Genomic DNA, 23,798 nt, shown 5'->3' on the forward strand with positions numbered 1-23,798 from the left:
TTAAAATAGTTCTACTTGGTTTGTTTCGCTTAATTCATCAAGTACTTTTAGTTTTCTAAGTTCACCGCAGATTTTACTATTTACTTTTCCTCTTTCAACTAAATCTTCAATTGATAAAAAGTCTTGTTCACTTCTTGCTTTTACGATTGCTTCAGCAACAGTGTCGCCTAAACCATCAACAACTATAAATGGTGGTATCAATGATTTACTTTTTTCGTCAACAATTCAATCTTTCGATTGAGATTTTTCAAGTGAAACGTTTTGAATCTTATATCCTCGAGCATACATTTCTTTTGTTATTTCAAAGGTTGTAATTAATGCACTTTCTTTTGTAGATAATGGATTTAATGTGTCATTCTTTCTTCTTTTGTACTCAGCAAGTTTTCTACTTACCATATCATAGCCAGAAGACATGCTTTCTATATCAATAGCATCAGGTCTAATTGAAAAATAAGATGCATAAAATTGCAATGGATAATATAGTTTATATCATGCTATTCTTCAAGCCATAATAACATAAGCTGTAGCATGAGCCTTAGGGAACATATATTCTATTTTTTTAAGTGAATTAATATATCAATCAGGTATATCATTTTTTACTAATAATTCTTCTTGTTCAGTAGATAAACCTTTACCCTTACGAACTTTTTCCATAATTTCAAAAGCTTTTAAAGGTTCAATGTTTTTCTTTATTAACTCTTGCATAATGTCATCACGACAGCAAACACAATCCTTTAATTTAAAACCTTTTTTTACAAGTTCTTCGGCATTACCCGCTCAAACGTTTGTACCGTGGCTCAATCCACTTAATAATATTAAATCATTAAATGTACGTGGTTGTGCTTCCTTTAACATGTTTCTAACAAAATTTGTACCAAATTCAGGTAAACCATAAGCCCCTGTTGTTTCACCATCAATTTTTTCTGGATCTATTTTTAAAGATTCGGTTGTATAGAATAATTTCATAACTTCAGGATCAAACTTTGGTATATCTTTAACCTTTGTTTTTGTTAAATCTTCAAGCATTTTAATTGTTGTTGGATCATCATGCCCTAGTAAGTCAAGTTTTAAAACATTATCATGAATCGACTCAAAGTTAAAATGGGTGGTTTTTCAAGAACTGGTTGTATCATTAGCTGGATAATTAACTGGAGTAAAATCTTCAACATCAAACTGTTTTGGAATAATTATAATTCCACCAGGGTGTTGCCCGGTTGTTCTTTTTACACCCGCTGATTTAGTTGCTAAAAAATCTAAAAATGTTTTAGATCAAGGATTTTCACCAATTCTAACTTCTTCCATATATTTTTTACAAAAACCATATGCTGTCTTTAGAGCAATTTTAGAAATAGTACCAGCTCTAAAGGAATGGTCTTCGCCAAAAAGTTCCTTAACTAAATTATGGATCGTAGGTTGATAATCACCACTAAAGTTAAGATCAATATCGGGAACTTTATTAGCTTCAAAACCTAAAAAGGTTTCAAACGGTATGTTATGACCATCTTTACTTAAAATATTTCCACATTCAGGACATTTTTTATCTGGCAAATCTCATCCAGAAAAAATATTTGTGTCTTTATTTCATTCGAAATACTTACATTTATCACATAAATAATGGGGAGGTAATGGATTTACTTCGGAAATTTCTGATAAATTAGCAACAATTGATGAACCAACAGATCCCCGACTTCCTACTTGATAACCATCTTCGTTTGAGCGCTTAACGAGTTTATGACTAATTCAATAAATTACTGAATAACCATATTTAATTAGTGGATTTAATTCTTTTTCAATTCTTTCAATAATAATTGGATCAGGATTATTACCATATCTTTTATATAAATTTTCATAAACTAAATTTCTCAATTTAACAGGAGAGTCATCAAAAGTAGGAACATATAATTGATCTTTTATAACTTGAATATCTTCAATTTGATCGGCAATTTTTTTAGGATTATAAATAACTAGTTCTTTGATAGTTCTTTCATCACCAATAAAAGTAAACTCATCTAACATCTGTCTTGTAGTTAGATATTGAAATAGAGGCTGTGCTTTATTTTTAAGTCAATGAAGGCCGCCACCTAGCGAGGGCGCATTAATATAAATAGCATGTATTAATTTTTGATAATCATAAACATATCTTGCATCAGAGGTAGCCACAAATAGTTTATTTAACTTTTTGCATTTTTCTAATAAATCTTTATAAGCAAACTGTAAATTACCTCAAGTAATTTTTTCATCCAATTCCACAAGATAAACAAAAGATGAAATTGGTGGAAACTCAATATAATCAAACTTTTGCATTTCTTGTAGAATATCTTCATCCGTACCAAAAATTACTTTATCTCACAAACGTGATTGGTTTGATCCAGATCCAAAAAATAAATTATTATATTTTGATTTGTCTTCGATAAAAAACTTGGGTCCATTATTATAATCATCAGTTAAAGAGTTCGAAATAATCTCAAAAAGTTCTTTTAAACCCTTTTGATTTTTAGCAAGCACTCTTATTTCATTAGGAATTCTTCTTTTTGCTCAAGAATATGTGTCTGTATTAAGTAGTTCAAGTGAAGTTGTAATTTCCTTCTCTAGTGTTAACCTAGATATCATTTTAAGTCAAACTTGCGCTAAAACATTGGCGTCATAATCGGCTCTATGGGCATCATATGAAACATAAACAACGTTGTGTCTTTTTGCTACATATTCCATTCTATGTTTTCATTCATTAGTGTCAAGAAAATGTGATACTCGTAGTGAGTCGATACAAACAAAATTACTTGTGTCTAAACCTAATTCTTTACATTTTTGAAAACACATTCCCATATCAAATGAAGCGTTGTGAGCAACCGCAATTCTACCATTTAAAATTGAATGGATTTTTCTAATTCCTTCTTCTTGCGTTAATCCGTTCTCTAAAAGTGCTTCATCAATGTGTGTTAAATTTTTAATCTTGTCACTAATTTTTTTATCAGTTTTTATAAAAAAATGAATTTTTTCAACTTGAATTCCGTTCTTAATTATAGATCCACCAAACTCAATAATGTCGTCAAATCTGTTTGACAAACCTGTCGTTTCTAAATCAAATACAACATATTCAGCATCTTTTAAATTGAATTCTTTAAATCCAATAAATATGGTATTTTTTTTAGAAATAGTAGAAATTGTTGCACCATAAATAGGTTTGATAGTCTTATCTTTTTTTAAAGTGTTATAAAATGTTGGAAAACTTTGAACATTATCAAGATCAGTAATAGCTATTGCTTTGTGACCATATTTTTTTGCAGCTTTTATATAATCTTCGGGAGTGGAAATACCGTCTTGAGCACTCATATTTGTTCTTAGTGCCAAGTCAATTCTTTTCTCTTCTTCATCATCTTCAGGTAAATTTATAATTGGCAATGTCGTAGTAAAACATTGTTTGCCATAAGCCATTATATATTTTCCTCGTGTAAACTTATCATCACTTAGCGTTCCAATTACGTAAATTGTATCGCCTTCTTTAATTTGAGGCTCTTCCTCATTTTCGTCTTGAATATATTTAACTGTAATAGCCTCATTATAGTCTGAAATTCTTAGTGTTAAAATTCGTTTATTATTTTTTAAAGGTTTTCATTCTAAAAAATAAATTTCGCCTTTTACCATTACTTTTAACTCTTCAAAAGTAGTTAAAGCAGTAGCAATGTCCATTTCAATTGGTTTTTCTTTATTTTTGTTATAAAAACTATATTTAGAATTTGTAATTTTAACTTCTTTTTTTAGTTTTTCTTCTTCTTTTTGTTGCTGGATATAAGAACTAACTAAACTTGCAATTGTATCTTTTTTAGTATTTTGAGAATTATCAATTAATTTCACAACTGGATTCAAAAATTCGAAACCTATTTTACTTAAGGCTTCTTTTATTGTTTCTTGGTTATTTTTTAATTTATCATAAGCACTTTTAACTGGTATTGAAAAAATAATTTCGTTATCATTTAATTCAATGTTTTCTATCGTCACAAAGCCTGAAATGGATTTTAAATTTTTAAATGAATTATCAATTACATATTTTAGATAATCAGCAACTATCTTTTTATCTAAAACTATGTTTTGAATGGCAAGATTTATTGTGCACTTAGGAAATCTTGCGTCAACACTCTTAAAAAATTTTTTGTATTCTTTAATATCAATATGCTGATCTAATTGAATATCAAAAATTCAGTTTTCGAAACCTTCTTGTAATGGCGGTTGAACTAATAGTAATTTTGCACCATCAAATTCTGTTGATGGTTTAAAATTTATCTCTTTACATAACTGGTTAAAATGTTCGTCTGCCATATTTTTTCTTCCTTTCTTGATTATTAATTAAATAAATAGAATTGCTGAAGTAGCAACAACAACAAAGGATGTAGAATCAAATCTATCCATATATCCTCCGTGTCCTGGTATTAAGTTTGAAAAATCTTTAATGTTATATAAACGTTTAATTAATGAAAAAGCCAAATCTCCAATAATTGAAATAAAAGGTAATAAGAAGATTCCAACAACAAGTTGTTTTCAATTAGTAAAGATTGTAAAAGTTACATTATTTGTTAATTTTCCTAAATACATTGTAATAAAAACGAATAGGGCCCCAAATATAAAACCAATAAAGCCACCTTCTCATGATTTTTTAGGGCTAATTTTAGAAGCCATGCCTATTTTAATTATTTTTCTTCCAAATAATGATCCGCCAATATAAGCGGTGGTATCTGTAATAACAGGAATTGAAACAATAGCAAATACAAAATATAAACTTGAAGCGTTATAAATAAATAATGCTTTAAGAGATAGGGGGATAAATCATGTTGCAAATAAAGCAACTAAGTATGATATTAGAAATTGTTTGTAATTTTGTTTTTGGAAAAATAAATTAACTAAATATATTATTGAAATAACTAATACAATTAAGATAGTTTGTAAAAATCTAAATGTAGTTAAAGAATCATATTTAAAAAATACTGCATTTTTAATTTGATCAGTCAGTTCTGTTATATTCAACCCGGTTTTAGAAGTTAAATGAATAAAGGCACCAGGGTCGCTTGAAGTTGCATTAAATCAGTCAAGTGGTAAAATCCAAATAAGCACAACTAGAATTGCTATAAAAATGTTTTCTCATCTTTTTAAAATACTGTGCGATAAAACTTCATATGTAGCCCACGAAGAAATTACAGCAAAAAAGGAAAATCCAATTATTTTTCCTGATAATTTTCCTAAATAAGTTATTAATAAAAATGGTAATAATATTGCCAACAAAATTAAGGCTGATTTAATTCTTAGTTTCATGTTTTTCATATTTAATAATTATAACTTTTATCTTTTTGTTTTATTTATTTCTAATAAATAAATAATAATGGCTTTTTCGCCATTATCATTTATACTATATTGTCATTAATTCTTTTTCTTTTACTTTAGCTAAAATACTTACTTTTTCAATTGCCTTATCAATTTCTTTTTGAATTTGATCTAAATAATTTTTTTGTAAGTCTTCTGATAGTTCTTTATCAGCTTTAATGTGTTTATTTATATCTTGACGAACTTGTCTAATTCCAACCTTAGCTTGTTCTGCTATTTGATTTAAAAGTTTTGTCATTTCAACACGTTTTTCAGTTGTCATTTGAGGGTAAATAAGTCTTAATTGGTGACCCATGTTAACAATTGTAATATTTAATTTTTGATCCATTAAAGTTTTTTCTACTGTTTTTAAAATTGCCATATCATATGGTTTTACTAGTAATTCTAATGGCCCATTTGAACTAATTGATGCTAATTCATCTAGATTCATTCAAGATTCATAATAATTAATTTTGATTTTATTAATTAAAGCGGGGTTTGCTTTTCCTACAGCTACTTTTAAAGCTTGATTTTCAAAATTATTAATTGCTTTCTCAATACTTTCTTTTAAATCATCTATGTAAAAACTTAATTCCATAACTCTCCTATTTTGTTTTTGTAATTACTGTATTTGGTATTTTATTTTCAATAGCTCTTAGTAAGGCATCGTTTTCATTTATATCAAAAATAATTATATCAATGTCGTTATCTTTTGCCATTGAGGCTGCTGTTTGATCAATTACTTTTAAATCTCTTTCTAATAACTCATCATATGTTAATTTATCAAATTTAACTGCCTTATCATTAAATTTAGGGTCGCTATCATATACACCATCGACATTATTCTTTCCCATTAAAATTGCATCGGCTTCAATTTCAGAAGCATATAGTGTCGATGCTGTATCAGTAGTAAAGAAAGGTCTTCCAGTTCCACCAGCAAAAATAACAACCTCACCGTCTTTTAAATATTTTTTTGCTTTTTCATTAATATAAACTTCACAAACCTTTGGGTCCATTGTTAATGAAGATAAAACTCTTGATTGTAATCCATTGTGTTCAAAGCCAGATTGTAAAGCTAAAGCATTCATTGTTGTTGCTAACATACCGATGTAGTCAGCTCTAACTCTTTGAATACCATTTTTAGCGGCACTAGTTCCTCTTCAAAAGTTTCCACCACCCACAACAATTGCAACTTCTACATTGTTAGAAATAATAATTTGTAATTGTTTAGCGAATTTATCAACTAATTCATAATCAATTGCTAAATGTTTGTCTTTATTTGCTAAACCTTCACCAGAGAGTTTGATTAAAACTCTTTTATATTTATAAGCCATTAAATAACTCCTCAAAGTTTCTTTTTAATTTTTAAAAAATTATAACAATTTTTACTTTTATATCTCAATTTTAGAGACAAATCGCTCTTAATTCCCTTGATTAAGTTTTTTATCTAGCAAAATAAGTTTTTGTTTTGCTTTTTTAACCGCATCAAAAGCACCCGCCCTAGACATAGCTAGTTCAGAACCTATTTCAGCAAATGATAAATCTTCAATTAAGTGTAAATGTAACGCTTGTTTTTGTGATTGAGCAAGTAATTGACCATATTTTTCATATAGTTCGATAATTTTTTCTCTTTCTTCAATATCTTCCATTATTCGTTAATACCTTTCATCAAACCATAAATATATGAATCAAGATCAAACTCAGCAAGATCTTCTATTTTTTCACCGAGACCAATAAATTTAACGGCTAAATTAATTTCATCTTTTATAGTTAAAACAATTCCGCCTTTTGAAGTGCCGTCCATTTTAGTTAAAACTATACCAGTCAATTGTGTTGCTTCTCCAAACGATTTAGCTTGTGAAATTCCGTTTTGACCAGTTGTTGCATCAAGAACTAATAAACTTTCGTGTGGAGCTCCTGGTATTTTAGATTCTAATACTTTGTTTATCTTTGCTAATTCATTCATTAAATTAATTTTGTTTTGTAATCTTCCTGCGGTATCAATAATTAAAACGTCATAATTTTCTTCTTTGACTTTATCAATAGCGCGATAAACAACAGCGGCTGGGTCTGTTTCGTTTTGTAATGGCTTAACAATATCGGCGCCAACTTTATTTGCTCATATTTCTAATTGTTCTACCGCTGCGGCTCTAAATGTATCAGCAGCCGCAATTAATACTTTCTTGCCTTCTGTTATTAATTTATGCGCAATTTTGGAAATTGATGTTGTTTTTCCAGAACCATTAACACCAACAACTAAAATAACATTTATTCTATTATCTTCAATATTTAAGTTTGTGTCGATAATTGAATTTGATGCGTATATTGTAAATAATTTATCGGCAATAATCTCATTTATTAATTTTGGATCTTCTATGTTTTCGTTTTTTACTTCTTTCTTACATTCTTCAATAATTACATGAACTAATTTCATTGAAATATCTGACATGATTAACAATTCTTCAAGTTCTTCAAAGAATTCTTCATCTATTTTATTATGTCTGTTTTGTAATTGTTTTATACTTTCAACAAATGAGGAATTAGATTTAGATAATCCAGCAATATAGCTGTCTAATTTGTTTTGCTTTTTTAATTCTTTTTCAATTATTTTCTTTTCTTTTGCTTCGATCTTGGCTTGTTTTTTTGCAATTCTTTCTTCTTCTGTACCAAATAATTTTTCTTTTAATTTAGACCAAAAACCCATTTTAACTCCTAATATGGCTCTAACATTTTATTTATATATTTTAATATAAAAATAATAATAAAATTTTTTTAGTAAAATTTATTGAATAATTTATGAGCACAGCAATTATTAATGACAACATTGATTTTAATACAAAAAAAGAGCTTAAATATTTACTTAAGCTTTGTTTCCCTATATTTATTCAGACCTTATTTTTTGCTATTGTTACTATTGTTGGTTCACTAGCCACTAGTTTTTACAATCGTGTTTATCATATTGATGGTTCTTTTAACGGTTATTACTTTTATACTTTTGCAAAGGTTTTTGTTGTTTATAAAATAATAACATTTCTTCCACTAATGTACCAATTGGGGGTTTTAGTTGTCGCTTCTAACCTTTATGGGCAAAATAAACAACAAGAAATAACTAAATTGCTTTGATCAGCATTTTATCTTTCTTTAATTTTAAATTCTTGTGCATATTTAATTGTATTTTTTAGTGCGCCAAAACTTCTTGCATTATCAGGTGCTAAAAATTCCTTTATTTTAAGTTGAAAAACAGAAGTAGATTACAATGCTTTTAAATCTAATTTAGAAAAATCTAGATTCAATCTTCAACAAGTGTATGATTTAAAATTAGATCATTATGTTTTTGCTGGTGGATTTTATGGTGGGCAAAGTTTTATTCAAACAAATCCTTTTGTTGAGATTCAAAACGAACATCAATTTACTATAAAGTTTTTAAGAATTGGTGCAATTGATATTTTTATAACTTCTATTGCTTTTATATTAAATTCAGCACTTCAATCAATTAAAAGAAATAAATTAGCTATTATTGGTGTTATAACTGGAACAATTGCTAGAACTATATGAATTTTTGTTATTCTATTTGCTTTGAATCATGCTTTTTTGGCAACATTTGAAATTCTTTTGGGAGCATTGGTTAATGCAATAATTTCATTGATACTAGTTAAAAAGTACGTAATAAAAAATTACAAAATTAAATTTAAAGAAACTTGAAATAATAAATATATTAGAGAGGTAATCAAAATTGGATTTCCAATTTCTTTAGAAACAGGAATTTGATTTGTAGCTCAATATTTATTATCTAAGGCAATACCAGATGGTAAATTAAATGACAAATTTATTGGCTTATGAAGAGCCGCTAATAATGTTCATGATTTGTTTGCCGCCTTCCTTTTTGCTCTTAGTTATGTAACATCTTCAGTAGTTGCTACAGAGATTGGAAAAAATGAGTTTTCAAAAGCAAAAAAAATAGGAAATTTATCTTTTAAAACTGGTTTGACAATACAATTATTATTTGGAATTTTGGGAGTTATTTTAACTTTCCCAATGTTTAAAATCTATTCAATAGAAACGGATTTAATTAATAAATATTGTTACATTTTAATGGCAATATTTATGTTCAAAACATTAACTGATGTTGGTCCTTTTACTACTTTAAGATCGTTATGAGGAGCAAACGATGTTTGAATGCCTAACCTTATTTCACTATTTACTATGATTGGTTTACAAACAAGTTTTGTCTACATTTTAATTTTATTTAGAAGTGAGAATTTAAGCCAAGAACTATTTTTAATTAGTTTAAGTGGAATCGCTCTTATTGATCCTTTATTTAGAACTACTCTTTATTTATTACGTTGAAATTCAAATGAATGAGTTAAATATGCTAAGAAATTATAAAATAATGTAAAATTTTTCGGAACTGCTATTTGCGGTTTTTTATTTTTTGGTTTATTAGTTTTTTAATTAATTAAAAAACTAATAAAATAATTAATCTTGTTATAATTATTAATATAAAAGTTATTTTAGAAAGAAGGGATAAATGAAAAAAAACATAAATTGAAAAACAAAAAAATCGGCAACTCTTATTAAGGGTCTTACGGAAAAGTTTTTAAATTATAGTTCGGATAAATATTATGAAGATATTTTGTTAAATGGTTTAAAGAAGACATGGATTGATATCTGTGATTTTTTTGTTTTAAATAATATTAATTTGTTCCCCTTTTTTAAAAACGTTGATTTAGGCTTATTGTATGAAGAAGGTTTGGCTATAGAAAATAAGTTGTTGAAAAAAATAAATGGTCAATATTATACACCAGATGATGTGGCATCTGTTCTAAGCGGTTGGTTGCGTAAAGTGCCAGGAGAAGTGGTTTGTGATGTTGGATGTGGAACGGGTAGGCTAATACTTAATTACTTAGATTTGATAGGCTTTGAAGAAGCAAAACAACTTATTATGGATGGAAAATTATACTTATATGATTTTGACGAAACTGCTTTAAGAATTTGCAAAACAATTTTGGTAAACAAATACGGATTAGAAACTTTCAAACATATTAATGATATTTATTGTGACTTTTTAGACAAAAAAATTAAATTGCCAAAAAATTGTAAGGTAATTTCAAACCCCCCTTATGCAAAAATTGTTAATTTTTCAGAAAGTTGAGAAATAACAAAAGTTATTAATGATAGTAAGGAACTTTATTCTGCTTTTATGGAAAAAATTTTTTCTCAGTCTTTATCATCTGTAATAATAACTCCATTTAGTTTTATATCAGGAGACAAATTTTATACATTAAGAGAAATGATGAGCAAAAGTAATGAGGGGTTTATAGTTTCTTTTGATAATGTACCAGGGAACATATTTAATGGTAAAAAATTTGGAACATTTAATTCAAATACAACAAACTCTGTTAGAGCAGCAATAACTGTATCGATTAAGAATAAAAATAATCCAGGCTACAGAATTTCTCCTTTTATTAGATTTAAGAATAGTGAAAGAAAAGATCTTTTAAACGTTAATTTACTTGAGAATTTGTTACCAAACGTTAAACAAATTGTTAATAAAAATAATACAAAATTTATAAAGGTGGATTCTTCACTTAATGAGTTACTTAACACATGAAAAACAAAATCGAAATATAAATTAGAGGATTTTTTCAAAGAAAAAGAAACAAATTTTATGATTGATATACCCAACTCGTGCAGGTATTTCACTACAGGATCTAGCTTTAAATTAAGCAGATCTGGATCATACACTAAGTTTTTTGACAATGAAGATGAATACATTTTTAATTATTGTTTTATAAACTCTAGTTTTCCATATTGGTGATGAAGAATTTATGATGGAGGAATAACTCTTCCTTTAAGAGTGTTAAAAGATGTGCCTATTCCGTTTAATTTATTATCTGAAGAAGATAAAAAATTTTTTAAAAGTATCTTTAAAGATATGAAGGAAAAAGAGAAAAAGTACATAACAAAAAAAATGAATTCAGGCGTTCTGCAAGAAAATATTAAATTTCCAGAAGAATATAAAAAAATAATAAATAATAAGATTCTTTCTATTTTAGGATTTGATTCTAATTTAATTAATTTAGATAGTGTTCATTCTAATTCTTTTTTTGAAAGCAAGGTTTGTAAATGAACAAAAAAATATTAAATAATGATATAAAGTCATTTATTGATGAATTTTATAAAATCCAAAACAGTTTTGTTATTTTTAAAAAGAAAGAAAGAAATAAAATTTGGAAAGAACTTAAAAATAATTCAATTAGCAAAGAATTATTAGAAAAAATAAACAAATTATGTCCCGCTTTTGCGTGCGAAATAAATAAACAAAAAGAAAAAAATAAACATATTCAATCCGCTGTTTTTAGTGAATGCGTTTATTCTCAGACGCTTGCAAATATTTTAAAATTAAGTTGTTTTGTTGATTGTCACAAAAGCAAAGAATCTTTTAGTTATATTTTAAACAACATTGATATCGAAAACTTTATCCCCAGATATGTATATCACAACCTGGAAAAATCTTTATTTTTAATACAGGGTGGTGGTCCAAATTCGACTGATGCAATTTTGTTTAATAAAAGTAAATCATCTTACCTTCTTATTGAATTTAAAGAACCATATTCTAAAATTAGTGAAATAGATTTGCCAAAATACGAAGATGATGGTTTATTGAATTTTGATGATAGTTTTTTAACTAAAAATCATAATTTTAAAAAAATGTTGGAAGAAAAACAGGGATTAAATCTTTTTGAATTTATAGGAAAAAATATTAATGACTTTTCAGAAGAAAGCGTAAGCTTTGCAGTCCTTAATAATTATAATAACGGCAGCAAAACAGCTGATATTATTTGTACAGAAGACCTAAACGGATTTTTAACTTTATTTCCGACCAACGATATAAATGAATGAGCAAATTTAGAAGGTGAATTAAGACCCGCTGGTAGAAACAAACATAAAATTTGAACATATAAAGCCTTTATTAATTTTTTGAAAAATTTAGATGCAGAAATAAAAGATAATAATGTAAGAATATTAAAAACAAAATTATCAAAACGAAAAGAAAGGGGTGGCACATCTGTTTCTGCCTACAAAATTAATTCTTTATTTTTTATAAGAGTTTCTTCTTGTTTTATTCATGATGACTATGTTAGTTTTTCTATAGATAAAGTAAAACAATTAAACCCAACAATTAGTGTTAAAATGAATTTTAAAAGTCTTTCTTATGAATATACCAAAGATTTTTATCAAAAATTAAAAAAATAAATAAAAAACAAATATTAAATTTTGTCACTAAACTTTTTAATATATTAAGAGAAGGGCGCTCCTTCTCTTTTTATTGTTAGTTTTTTAAACAAAAAACTTAGCAATCATTTTTGTGTTGCTAAGTTTGAATATTAAATTTCTTTCTTTTGAAGTAAGACTAATGTTTCAATATGGTGTGTTTGCGGAAACATATCATAAGGTTGGACTTCTTTAATTCCATAACCATTATTTATTAATTCTTTTAAGTCACGTACTAAGGTTTTTGGTTCACAACTTAAATAAATAACTCTTTTTATTTTTGATTTTATAATTGAAGAAATTGCTTCTTTACCCAAACCTTCGCGTGGTGGATCAAAAATTACCATATCGACAATTTTGTAATTATCTACTAATCATTTGTTTGCGTCAGCATTAATAGCTATAACATTATCAATTTTGTTTTCTTTGATATTTTGTTTAGCCATTTGTGTTGAAATTTCATTTATTTCAATCGTATAAACTGTATTTGCTTTAGAAGCAACAAATAAACCTATGGTTCCAACACCACCAAAAGAATCCAAAATATTAGTTAATTTACAAGTTGGAATCCAATCATATATTTGTTTATAAATTAAGTTCATAACATTTTCATTAATTTGATAAAAAGTATCATTCTTAACATTAAAAGTTAATTTACCTATTTCATGTTTATTACCGGCATGATTTAGAAGATTTGTTCATGTTTTATTGTTTTTATTAAAAATAGAAAATTTATACTTTGTTTCTTGAAGATTTAATTTTTCTAACTCCTTTACAAATTCTTCTTTTGGTTCATTCTTAATTTGTAAAATAATTTCGATATTACAAAATGTACTTTTTGGAGATCTTAATGTTATTTTGTGTGGTTTAAATTTAAAAATTGCTTCATTTATTTTTTTCTCAAAATCACTTTCCGGATTTAATAAAAATGATTTATAGAAATTACGAATTGAAACAACTCCAAAAAATAGTTCTTCTTGTTGCACTAAATTGTGGCTGTATTTTTTAAAAAATCCCAAAAGAGGTTTTTCGTTCTCGTATTTAACTTGTAATGTAATTTTATTACGATAGCCTCATTGACAAACTGATTTAACAATTGGCAAAACATTTGAATAAGATAAATTTCTTTCAAACAAACTATTAATAATAAATTGTTTAAATTTTAGTTGGTTATCATAACTTAAACTCATAAGAGGTGCAGAACCTGTTTCGTATAATAAATTTTTGTTATTATCTAAATATTCTCTCAAGGGAGAAAAATTACGATACTTTATTACTTTTGCAAAACAACATTTTTTTGAATAATATGTTATTTGAATATCAGCTTCTTCATTAGGGAGTAAGTTATAAACAAAAACAGGAATATTAAAATCTCTTAAAACACACAAGCCTTCGTATGATAAACCTAAATAAAACTCAGATGCTTCATTTTTCACGCGTTTTATAACTAAACCTTCTTTTAATTCTAATTCTCTTTTATTAGCAGCCATTTTACATAACCTATTTTCCTAAACAAAATTTATTAAATATATTATCTAATAAAGCTTCATTATCATGTTCTTTATTTAAAATTTCTCTTAAAATGGTTCAAGCCTTATTTATATCTAATATTACAACTTCTGGTCCAAAACCATTATTCAAACTTTCTAAAGCAGTATTTAATTCATTATTACATTGTTTCAAAAGACCTAAACGTCTGGTATTATAAATTAACTCAGGGTCTTCATAATCTAAATTTAAATAATTCTTAATCAAACTATTTTTTAACTCTCAAACATTTTTTTCTTTTGCGGATGTCATAACAAAGTTTATATTTTTTTTATCTTTTATTAAATCAGATTTGTTTAAAACAGGAATATATATTTTATCATTAGATAACTCTTTTATTAAATTATCTTCTTCAGTTTGAATTTGATTAGGGTTAAATAAATGAACAACTATTTTTGCTTCTTTGATAGCATTAATAGAGCGATCAATACCAATTGATTCAACTTTATCCTCAGTTTTTCTAATTCCTGCTGTATCTATTATTTTAAAAGGTATTCCATTAATTTCATACTCACCTTCAACTATATCTCTCGTTGTTCCTGCTATATCTGTAACTATTGCTTTTTCTTTATTTAAGAGTAAGTTTAAAATTGATGATTTTCCGGTATTAGGTTGGCCAACTAATGCAACTTTAATTCCATTATAAACATCGCTAGCAATTTCAGATTTTTTAATTATCAAATCAATATTGTTCTTTAAATTCGAAATTAATTTAATTAATTTAGTTTTATCCATTTGTTCGATATCGTTATAATCTGAATAATCAATATTGATTTCAATAATTGAAATAATTGTTAATAATTGTTGCTCTAATTGTTCGATTATTTCGTTATCTTTATTATCAAATTGTTTAATAGCAATTTCTGCTTGAATATTAGTTTTTGCATGAATTAACGTATTTATTGCTTCAGCTTTTTCTAAAGTGATTTTACCGTTTAAAAAAGCTCTTCGAGAAAATTCACCTCTGGAAGCTAATCTTGCACCATTTGCGATTATTAAATTTAAAATTTTATTAGTTACTATAATGCCGCCGTGCGCATTAATTTCTATTGTATCTTCACCTATATAATTTTTATTTCCAATAAAGAAATTTACCAATACTTCATCAATTATTTTAGAATTGTTAGGATCTTTTATATAACCATATGTTATTGTTTTATCTTTACCGATTTTTCCTGTATATATTTTTTTAATTATTTCAATAGCTTCTGGGCCGGAAATTCTAATAATAGAAATAGCTTGATTAATATTTCCTGAAGAAATAGCAACAATGGTATCGTTATAATGATTATTCATATAAATTTTAATTATAATTAAAAAATTAAAAAATAAGTTGAAAAAGTAAAGTTTTTAAATTTGTTAAATTAATAAATATAATAATGTGTGTCAAAAAGTTAATAACTTAATTTTACTTCTTAATTTAAGTTCAAAACATTTTTGTTAAAATGTAAATTATTTTAACGTTAAATAAACACTTTTCTACATTTTATTTTTTAGAAAAAAAGCTAAAAATGTATTATAAAAAAAGTTAGACTATATAAATCTAACTTTTTAAAAGTAAATTATCAAATTTTTACCCGTTTTTTAGGATCTAAAAACATTGGGTCACCCTTTTTAATATCAAAAGCAGTATAAAAATCATCTGAGTTTTGCACTTGAACATTAGCTCTTAGAATTGTAGGAGCATGAACATCGGTGTTAAGTAATAATTTTTGTAATTCTTTTCTATATTTTGATCTTCAGTTTATTGCGTAATTTATATAGAAATGTTTTGCGTTGAAATCTTTTTCACTTTTAGCGGCTTCTAAAGCACAAGAAACACCACCAGCATCAGCAATATTTTCAGATACAGTTAATTTACCATTACATTTACCAGCTTCAGTTTTTCTACCGTCAAATAACTTAATCATTTTTTCTGCTCTTTTATCAAATTCAATTTTATCTTCTTTCGTTCATCAGTTAACCATGTTACCAACTTCGTCAAAATTAGCACCGTTATTGTCAAAAGCGTGGGAAATTTCGTGAGCAATAACAGCACCAATGCCACCGTAATTTGAAGAAGATGATTGTTTTGGACTGTAAAAAGGAGCTTGTAAAATACCCGCAGGGAAAACAATTTTATTGTTTGTTGGGTTGTAATATGCATTTACCATTGCTGGAGACATTGATCATAAATCTTTATTTTTCTTTTTGTTATATTCTGCAAAATTTGCTTTACGTTCAATTGCAATAAAATCTAAAATATTCATTAAGAAATCATCAAAACCATTGTATTGTTTTACAACTAATTCTGAATAGTAATCTTCAATTATTTCTGGATAACCAACATAAACACCAATTTTAGAAAGTTTTAAAATAGCTTTTTCTTTAGTTTTTTGTGATAATCAATCATTTTGACTTAGTCTATTTTCATAGATTTTAATCATTTTATAGATCATTTTTTTAACATTTTCTTTATTAATTCTTCCAAAGTATTCTTCACCGTAGTATTTACCAAAAACCATTGAGTAAATTCCATCAACAACTAGCTTAACTGCAGTTTTCTTTTTATCTAAAGGTTTAATTTGTCCGTTTAGAGTGCGTTTAAACTCTCCCGAAATTACTAAACTGTTGTAATCTAAATATTTTGCTAAATCTAATAAAGTGTTTACGTATAAAAATGCTTTATAGTTTTCAAAATTTTCTTTATTTAATAATTTTGAAAAGTTATCAATTAAATCATTTGATACACAAACAACCTCTTCGATTTTTTCGCTAAAAATTGAATTTAAAATCTTAGAAAGTTTTAATTCCTTAATTTTATTATCAAATTCACTAACTTTTTTAGGATTATAAATATTAGTGATAATAGCTCATTCTTCAGCAGATAAAATATATTTAGCAGCTTCTGTGTCTCAAATTAATGCCTTGTTAATTAAATTTTCTGCTCATTTTTCGTCTTTATTTACTTTTAATAAAAGTTTTTTAGTCATTGCAATTCAAATTTTATAAAGGCTGTTCTTTCTTTCTTCGTTTGCATAATAACTTTTTTCCGGAAGAATAACAGAAGGACAAGAAACAAATAATGTTTGTCTTTCATAGTTTTTAAAATCTGTTTCAATCATGAAAGGAATCGGAACTTCAAAACCTCTAAGAGTTAAGTTTTTGTAATTTTTCTCAACATCAGCTCATGAATTTAATTCTTCAATTTCTTTTAAAATTGATAAAACTGGTTTAATACCATTTTTCTTTCTTTCATTTCAATTGTTTGCTAATTGATACAGTTTTACCATTTCTAATAATTCTTTATTATCTTCAATTTCTCTAGTATCTACAGATCATTTTGACAATAAACTTGTTTTTAATTTTGTTAAACCTTCATCTAACCTTTCGAATGAACCAATAGTTGATTTGTTGTCAGGGATTTTATGTTTTGCTAATCATTCACCATTAACAGCTTCAAAAAAGTTTTCTTTTATTAATTTTTTATTCATATATCTCCTTTTATTTTTCCTTCAATGTTTTTCTGTTTAAAGTATAAAACATATTTAAATTATTATTGTATAGTATTTTTTTATAATTTTTGTAATCTAATTTTTCAAAAACAACAGATATATTTAACTGTTCAGCTTTGTTAAGTAAAAGACCAACATATAACATTATTTTTGGGTTATTTAATCTTGATGTAATTTTTTTATCAAATCAAATAATTTTTACTCATTTATCTATTGCAGAAATAATATCATCATTTATATCATCTAACTTTATTGCTATTGATGCCCTTGGTTTCATCTCTTGAATTTGTTCAATCTTTTTTCTTGCTTTTAACATACTTTTCTTCGAGTTTAAGGAAATTAATTGAACAAAAGAATGATCTTTAAAAATAGCATTCTCAATGTTCTTATTATCAATTAGGTTAAAAATAAAATCATTAACATTTAAAACCTTACCATGGGGCTCAATAGCATTAATGTTTTCGTAAATTTTAATAAAAAAGTTTTTATAAATATCCAACGATGAAAGAATTTTTGGATCAGAAATATTTAATGCTTCAAATTTTTTCTCTGTTAATAAAAAGTTTAGTTTACTGTTTTCATCACCAAAATTATTAAATGAAATTGTTTTAAAATCTATTTTGTTAGTTTCATTAATTTCATTTAAAACATAATCATAATTTTCTTTAAATTTCTCAAAGTATTCTATTTTACTAAAATCATTAGGTAATCAAAAATCTTCTAAAAAAGGTATCACTTTTAAATAATCAAAAATTACTTCATAATTGTAAAAATCTTTTCCAACCAATAAATTACTTTCAAAAGCAAAAAAACTACTAAATAAATTTTTATATAAGTGAGAATTGTTTTCGATTATTTTAATTCCTTTGTTTGCTTGTTTTGTTTTGAATTTGGAAAGAGGGAAAACAAAAAATATTTTGTTTCAATCTAAAAAAACTTTAATGTTCTTTAATTTATTTTTGTAACAAACTTCTTTAAATAATTTAACAAAGTTATTAATGTTGTTAATGTTTTTTATGTTTAAAACAAAGCCACAAGCTAAATATTTACTATTTGTATCTAGCAAGTAAGATATGTTTGTATTTATCGCCTCAAAAACAGCCTCTTCGCGGGAATTAATTTCATTTCAATTGATAGTAATCACAGCGCTATTTTCATCGACAAAATTCATTTCAAGATTAACTTTTGTTTTATGTCATGAAAACTTAGTCAATTGCTTTTCAAAACTGATTAAAACATTTTCTTTGTTCCTAATAGCATTAGAAAAAACAAAATTAGATTTTTTATCAAGTAAAGATTGAAAGTCTTGTAATTTTTTTCATCTATTATTTAAAAAATTAATTTTTTTAAGAAAGAAGGGTTCATTATAAATATTAGAAATTCCATTTAAATATTTAATTCTTTTTTGTTGTAAGTCTAATTCAAGACAAATAAAGCCATTTTGATTTTTAACAAGTTTTTCTTTCCTTTCTAATCAAAAAATGAATCATAAAGTAATTGCTGAAAGTAAAATTGCAAAAATTAATACTCAAATAAAGAGCAGCGAATCAATTTTTTTAATCATCTAGACTACCATCTCATTTCTTAATTGAGTGATGTGATTTTTCAAATTGCTTTATTGTTTTTTGATTAGCAAATTTAACAGTAATAATTGACCCTACCATATCAATTATTTCACCATGACCAAAAAAATTGTGCATAATGTAATCTCCAACAACTAAATCACTATTGTTTAAGTGGTTTTCTTCAGCTATTGAAAAATCATTTGCTAAGCTAATACTTCTGTTTTGTTCATAAATACCTGCTTCAGTTATAAATCTACTTCTTTTAGCAAAGCCTGATCTATTAATTGCAAAAGATAAAAACAGTTTTTTCTTTGCGCGAGTAATTGCTACATAAGCAAGTCTTCTTTCTTCCTCTAATCCCTCAATATTTTCTTCACTCGTATTCGAACTACTTAAGAAAGTAAAATCTTTATTAGGAGCAATTGTTATTGCTCTCTTAAGCGGAAATATGCCTTCGGCTAAACCACAAATAAATACATAATCAAACTCAAGGCCCTTTGCGTTATGTACTGTCATTAATGATACAAAACTTGTTGCATCATCTTCAACATCGCGGTCTGTAATTAGTGTAATTTCTTGCAAGTATTCATCAATAGTACCGTGAGTATTATTTTTTTCTCATTGTTCTATTGCTGCAATTAAACTTAAAAAGTTTTCTTGTTTAGCTTCATATTCTTCTTCTGAACCCTTAAAGACTTCAAAATAGTTGATCTTTTTAAACATAAATTCTTTTAAAGTACTGCTAATATTATTTGATTTTAAAGCTGCTCTTGCTCAACGTATATCGTTAATTAAATAAGCCAATCTTTGTAAGGTTGATGTAGAAATACTCAATGTTTCTTGTAATTCATCAAAATGCCTTTCGATAGCAGAATATAAATCTAGATTTTTACTTCTTGCAAATTCTAAAAGTTTATCAATTGTAACTTCTCCAATCTTACGTGAGGGTTTGTTAATGATTCTTAATAAAGCAATTTCACTACCATCGTGAATTACCCTTAAATAAGCTAAAGCGTCTTTGACTTCTTCTCTTTGATAAAATTTGATAGAACCAAACAACTTATAAATTGTATTTTCTCTAATTAAGGCTTCTTCAATTGCTCTTGAGTAGCTATTAGTTCTAAACAAGATCGCAATATTTTTTAGTTGAACACGAGATCTTTTCAGTTCAGAAATTTTTTGGGCTATTCAAATTGCTTCTGCTTCTTCGCTGTGACCACAATAAAATTCAACGTCTTCACCTTCTTCGTTTTCAGTAAATAATTTTTTTTCTAATCTAAGTTTGTTTTTTTGGATTAGTTTGTTAGCGTGATATAAAATTTTTTTAGTTGAACGATAATTTTCTTCAAGTTTTACTGTAAGTGCATCAGGATAATCTTTATGGAAATTTATAATGATATTAATATCGGCATTTCTTCAACTATAAATTGTTTGATCAGGATCTCCAACAATTGTTAAGTTATTAGTTGAACATAATTTTTGTAAAATCTTGTATTGAATAACGCTTGTGTCTTGGAATTCATCAATTAATAAATAATCAAATCTTTTTGCTCATTTGTTAGCAATGTTTTCATATTTTGGATCATAAAACAAAGTATATACAAACACTAATAAATCATCGAAATCCAAAGCCCTAGATCTTTGGAGCCTTTCTTGATAGTGTTTGTAAATTAATTCTTTAGTTTCTATTGCTTTTCTTTCTTCTGGAGATATTGAGCTATCTTCTTGCTCATTTTCAATATTTAAAAAATCAAATAAAGAATTTTTCTTATTTTGAATGTATGAAATAATTGAGTTGTAGCTAAATTCATTATTGGTAATTTCTAATTCAGAATAAACAGATTTTAAAATTGCCCTTTGATCTATCTCGTCAAGAATTTGAAAATCATTTTCATAACCTAAAAGATGAATTTCTTTTCTCAATATCTTTGCACAAATAGCATGAAAGGTGCTTATTATTGGTAATTTACTTGGGTTGTCAATCATGGTTACGACTCTCTGTTTCATTTCATTAGCTGCTTTATTAGAAAAAGTCAAAGCTAATATACGTGAAGGATTAATTCCTAATTCATCAACTAGATAAGAAATTTTATAAGTTAAAACTCTTGTTTTCCCTGAACCAGCACCAGCAATTATACGAAGAGGGCCTTCGTTGTGTTCTACTGCTTCTCTTTGTTGTTTATTTAATTTATGTAAGTCTACCATGTTTTACCTCTTAAATTTAGATTGTTCTTTTAAAATTATACCTTATTACCCATTATAAATAATGAGTAATAAAGAAAAGAAAGTGTTTTTGTTTATTTAATCATAATTTGTAGTTTTTAAATTTAATAAAATACTATAAAAGTAAAAATTATATAATTTAAATTGAATAAAAAATATCAATCTTAAAAAGGAAAATATGAACATCGCCAAATTAATAAATAGCTTATTAGTCTCTACTACCCCGCTTAATTTAAATACGAATATAGCAATTGTTAAGCGAGAAGAAAAAAATTCTGAAGACGAAACGAAAATTTTTAGTTTAGTAAAAGATTTTATAATTAATGAAAAAGATTTACTTGAAAAGTTAGGAAATGAATTTGATGTGAAGAAATCTGCTAAGCAAAATTTAGAAAATATTCTAGAAAATAATGATGAAATATTTCAAAAATTATTATTAAATTTAAAAACGTCAGGAATTATATATGTTAATAAAGAAGAATAAATATTATCTAATACTAAAATAAAAACAGATTTTAAAAAACATTTAAATTCTATTTTATTAAAATCAATTAAATCTATAAAAAAAGAAATAAAGAAATTAATACAGAAGCAAAAAGTTATTATAAAAGAATTATTACTGATTTTAAAAATAAATTTGAGGTTAATGATGATGGCGCTGAATCTTCTAAAAATGTAGAAAATACTATTTTAGGTATGAAAACTCTTTTAAATAATATAGAAGATCAAATTATAAATAAAACAGCGCTTGCTGAAAGATTACTTACTGCATCCGGGATAATTAATGGAATTGCTGTATTTACAGGAATTGCATCAGCGGGGCTTTATGCTTCAGCACCATTTACCTTCGGAGCAACAGCAATTGCCGAGGCGGGATTAAGTTTAGCTACTGGAGTTTTAAGTTTAATTTCTTCAAGTTTAAGAACTGCTTATTACTCAGTATTAGATACTATAAAATCATTCGAAGAAATTAAAAGCATAATGAGTAATTACTCATTAATGTCTATTAAAGAAATTGTTTCTAAAATTTTTTTAGTCTCTTTTTCTTTACCTAGTTTAAAATTTAAATCAGCCAACTTCAAAGTTGACTTAAATCCCAATTCTTTTAAAAAAGTAACACCATTAATTTCAGTGGCCTTATCATTAAATGACCTTTTTAATGATATAGATGAAATATCAAAATTAAAAATTATGAAAAATGAAACTCAAGATAGAACGAAATTAATAATTGATACAATTTCAAGATTAAAAGACATTAAGTGAATAGTGGTAAATGAAACACCAATTAATAAACCCTACACACAAAATGGTACCGGAGGAAGAGATACTCATTTTAAAAATCTTTCCACTGGCGAGATAAGGACGATTGAAGAATTATTAAAATGAACAAATTTTGAATTAAGTATGAATGGTCTTCTAAGAGTAAAAGACCCTAAAAGAGGCAAATATATAAGAATGTTTTCAAACAAAGTAAAATGGGATAATTTAGGATAATATGAGCTTAGTAATTATTTTTATTTCAATTTTTTTACCTTTATTATTTTTATACCATATAATCAGCTTTTGTTATTTACTATTTTTTAATAAAGAAATTTCTTTTATCGAAAAAGTTAAAATAAAATCTAAAAAAACGATATTAATTCATTCTATAAGATTACCAGAAGGAGTTTTTACTTATTTTGAACGTTTTATAAAAAAATTTTATCTCTTTTTTTGAATAACTCTTGGTGTAGTAATTTTTCTTACAGTGTATTTCTTTCTTTTTTTAATATGTTTTTACATTTTTGTGTCTAAAAGGTTTGACTCCCAAATCTTGTTTTCAACAATCCTTTCTTTCATTTTTTTATTAGATATTCCTTTAATATCAACAACTAGTAAAAAGAAAATAAAAATAATCGATAAAGAAGTTCAAGAATGAAAAAATGAAAATTTACTATTAAGCGGAAACAATTTAAAAATTGAGAAGCCTGAAAATTTTGAAGATTTTAAATATTTAATATTAAATGAGTATTTAGAGATAAAAATCCCTATTTTTAAACACACACAAAAGTATTTTTATTCAAAAAAAATTAAAAATCTAAGAAACCAGCTTTGAATAAATGGTGAATTAGATAAAAATAGATTAATTTATTTTTTATTGTTAAATTACGATGAAATTATTATAAATAATGTTAGATACAAAAAAGAAATATATTTATATTTTTTAAAGGAAATTTTGAATAATGAATTTAAATAATTTTAGATTTTTATTTATAGTTTTTCTTATTGCATCAATACTATCATTTTTCATTTTTATTGCTATATTTATTTTAAAAGAGTTTTCAATCAATGCTTTTTTTACTAA

General features: G+C 25.8%; 17 protein-coding genes. 6 read left to right on the forward strand and 11 right to left on the reverse strand.

Translation table 4 applies throughout. The features are described 5' to 3' along the window. From EXC38_RS02735 to ftsY, 6 genes are all read right to left on the reverse strand, one after another. The gene (locus EXC38_RS02735; RefSeq protein WP_129694724.1) at positions 1-4,314 is read right to left on the reverse strand and encodes a PolC-type DNA polymerase III; all 4,314 of its coding nucleotides are present in this window, start codon (positions 4,312-4,314) and stop codon (positions 1-3) included. 27 nt (positions 4,315-4,341) lie between these two features. Beyond that, a complete protein-coding gene (locus tag EXC38_RS02740; RefSeq protein WP_129694725.1) occupies positions 4,342-5,310 on the reverse strand; it encodes a phosphatidate cytidylyltransferase in 969 nt (322 codons plus the stop codon). An 85-nt stretch (positions 5,311-5,395) separates the two neighbouring features. Beyond that, on the reverse strand, positions 5,396-5,947 hold the full coding sequence (locus tag EXC38_RS02745) for a ribosome-recycling factor (RefSeq protein WP_129694726.1): 552 nt from the start codon (positions 5,945-5,947) through the stop codon (positions 5,396-5,398). Between the two features lie 7 nt (positions 5,948-5,954). Then, a complete protein-coding gene (gene pyrH, locus EXC38_RS02750) occupies positions 5,955-6,683 on the reverse strand; it encodes a UMP kinase (RefSeq protein ID WP_004416565.1) in 729 nt (242 codons plus the stop codon). 87 nt (positions 6,684-6,770) lie between these two features. Further along, on the reverse strand, positions 6,771-6,998 hold the full coding sequence (locus EXC38_RS02755) for a hypothetical protein (protein WP_004416564.1): 228 nt from the start codon (positions 6,996-6,998) through the stop codon (positions 6,771-6,773). Continuing rightward, entirely contained in the window at positions 6,998-8,053 is a 1,056-nt protein-coding gene (ftsY, locus tag EXC38_RS02760; RefSeq protein WP_129694727.1) for a signal recognition particle-docking protein FtsY, read from the reverse strand. The genes EXC38_RS02755 and ftsY overlap by 1 nt, the downstream gene beginning before the upstream one ends. 92 nt (positions 8,054-8,145) lie before the next feature. Here ftsY and EXC38_RS02765 point away from each other — a divergent pair, with 92 nt between their 5' ends. The 3 genes from EXC38_RS02765 (at position 8,146) to EXC38_RS02775 (ending at position 12,606) form a co-directional block, all read left to right on the forward strand. Continuing rightward, the gene (locus tag EXC38_RS02765; RefSeq protein WP_129694728.1) at positions 8,146-9,735 is read left to right on the forward strand and encodes an MATE family efflux transporter; all 1,590 of its coding nucleotides are present in this window, start codon (positions 8,146-8,148) and stop codon (positions 9,733-9,735) included. 142 nt (positions 9,736-9,877) lie between these two features. Then, positions 9,878-11,494, forward strand: coding sequence for an N-6 DNA methylase (locus EXC38_RS02770; protein ID WP_129694729.1), 1,617 nt, complete (start codon positions 9,878-9,880; stop codon positions 11,492-11,494). Beyond that, complete coding sequence (locus EXC38_RS02775) at positions 11,476-12,606, forward strand: hypothetical protein (RefSeq protein ID WP_060823405.1); 1,131 nt, start codon at positions 11,476-11,478, stop codon at positions 12,604-12,606. Before EXC38_RS02770 ends, EXC38_RS02775 begins: the two co-directional genes overlap by 19 nt. Positions 12,607-12,737: 131 nt before the next feature. On the opposite strand, the gene rlmD is transcribed toward EXC38_RS02775, so the two are convergent. The 5 genes from rlmD to EXC38_RS02800 all read right to left on the reverse strand — a co-directional run bounded on the left by rlmD (position 12,738) and on the right by EXC38_RS02800 (position 21,436). Further along, positions 12,738-14,114, reverse strand: coding sequence for a 23S rRNA (uracil(1939)-C(5))-methyltransferase RlmD (rlmD, locus tag EXC38_RS02780; RefSeq protein WP_129694730.1), 1,377 nt, complete (start codon positions 14,112-14,114; stop codon positions 12,738-12,740). Between the two features lie 10 nt (positions 14,115-14,124). Continuing rightward, positions 14,125-15,468 carry a tRNA uridine-5-carboxymethylaminomethyl(34) synthesis GTPase MnmE gene (mnmE, locus tag EXC38_RS02785; RefSeq protein WP_129694731.1) on the reverse strand — a complete coding sequence of 448 codons (1,344 nt, stop codon included), beginning with the start codon at positions 15,466-15,468 and terminating at the stop codon, positions 14,125-14,127. 266 nt (positions 15,469-15,734) lie between these two features. After that, a complete protein-coding gene (locus EXC38_RS02790) occupies positions 15,735-17,645 on the reverse strand; it encodes a M13 family metallopeptidase (protein ID WP_129694732.1) in 1,911 nt (636 codons plus the stop codon). A gap of 10 nt (positions 17,646-17,655) precedes the next feature. Continuing rightward, the gene (locus EXC38_RS02795) at positions 17,656-19,230 is read right to left on the reverse strand and encodes an MHO_4530 family protein (RefSeq protein WP_129694733.1); all 1,575 of its coding nucleotides are present in this window, start codon (positions 19,228-19,230) and stop codon (positions 17,656-17,658) included. After that, complete coding sequence (locus EXC38_RS02800; RefSeq protein ID WP_129694734.1) at positions 19,223-21,436, reverse strand: ATP-dependent helicase; 2,214 nt, start codon at positions 21,434-21,436, stop codon at positions 19,223-19,225. Before EXC38_RS02800 ends, EXC38_RS02795 begins: the two co-directional genes overlap by 8 nt. A gap of 196 nt (positions 21,437-21,632) precedes the next feature. Between EXC38_RS02800 and EXC38_RS03540 the strand changes: the two genes are divergently transcribed. The 3 genes from EXC38_RS03540 to EXC38_RS02810 all read left to right on the forward strand — a co-directional run bounded on the left by EXC38_RS03540 (position 21,633) and on the right by EXC38_RS02810 (position 23,690). Then, positions 21,633-21,938 (forward strand): hypothetical protein, encoded by a 306-nt coding sequence (locus EXC38_RS03540; RefSeq protein ID WP_223213799.1) that lies wholly within the window; start codon positions 21,633-21,635, stop codon positions 21,936-21,938. 212 nt (positions 21,939-22,150) lie between these two features. After that, positions 22,151-22,948, forward strand: coding sequence for a hypothetical protein (locus tag EXC38_RS03545; protein ID WP_223213800.1), 798 nt, complete (start codon positions 22,151-22,153; stop codon positions 22,946-22,948). 292 nt (positions 22,949-23,240) lie between these two features. Then, complete coding sequence (locus tag EXC38_RS02810; protein WP_220096543.1) at positions 23,241-23,690, forward strand: hypothetical protein; 450 nt, start codon at positions 23,241-23,243, stop codon at positions 23,688-23,690. Positions 23,691-23,798 lie beyond the last annotated feature (108 nt).

This window comes from Mycoplasmopsis arginini, from assembly GCF_900660725.1.
GTDB lineage: Bacteria > Bacillota_I > Bacilli_A > Mycoplasmatales > Metamycoplasmataceae > Metamycoplasma > Metamycoplasma arginini.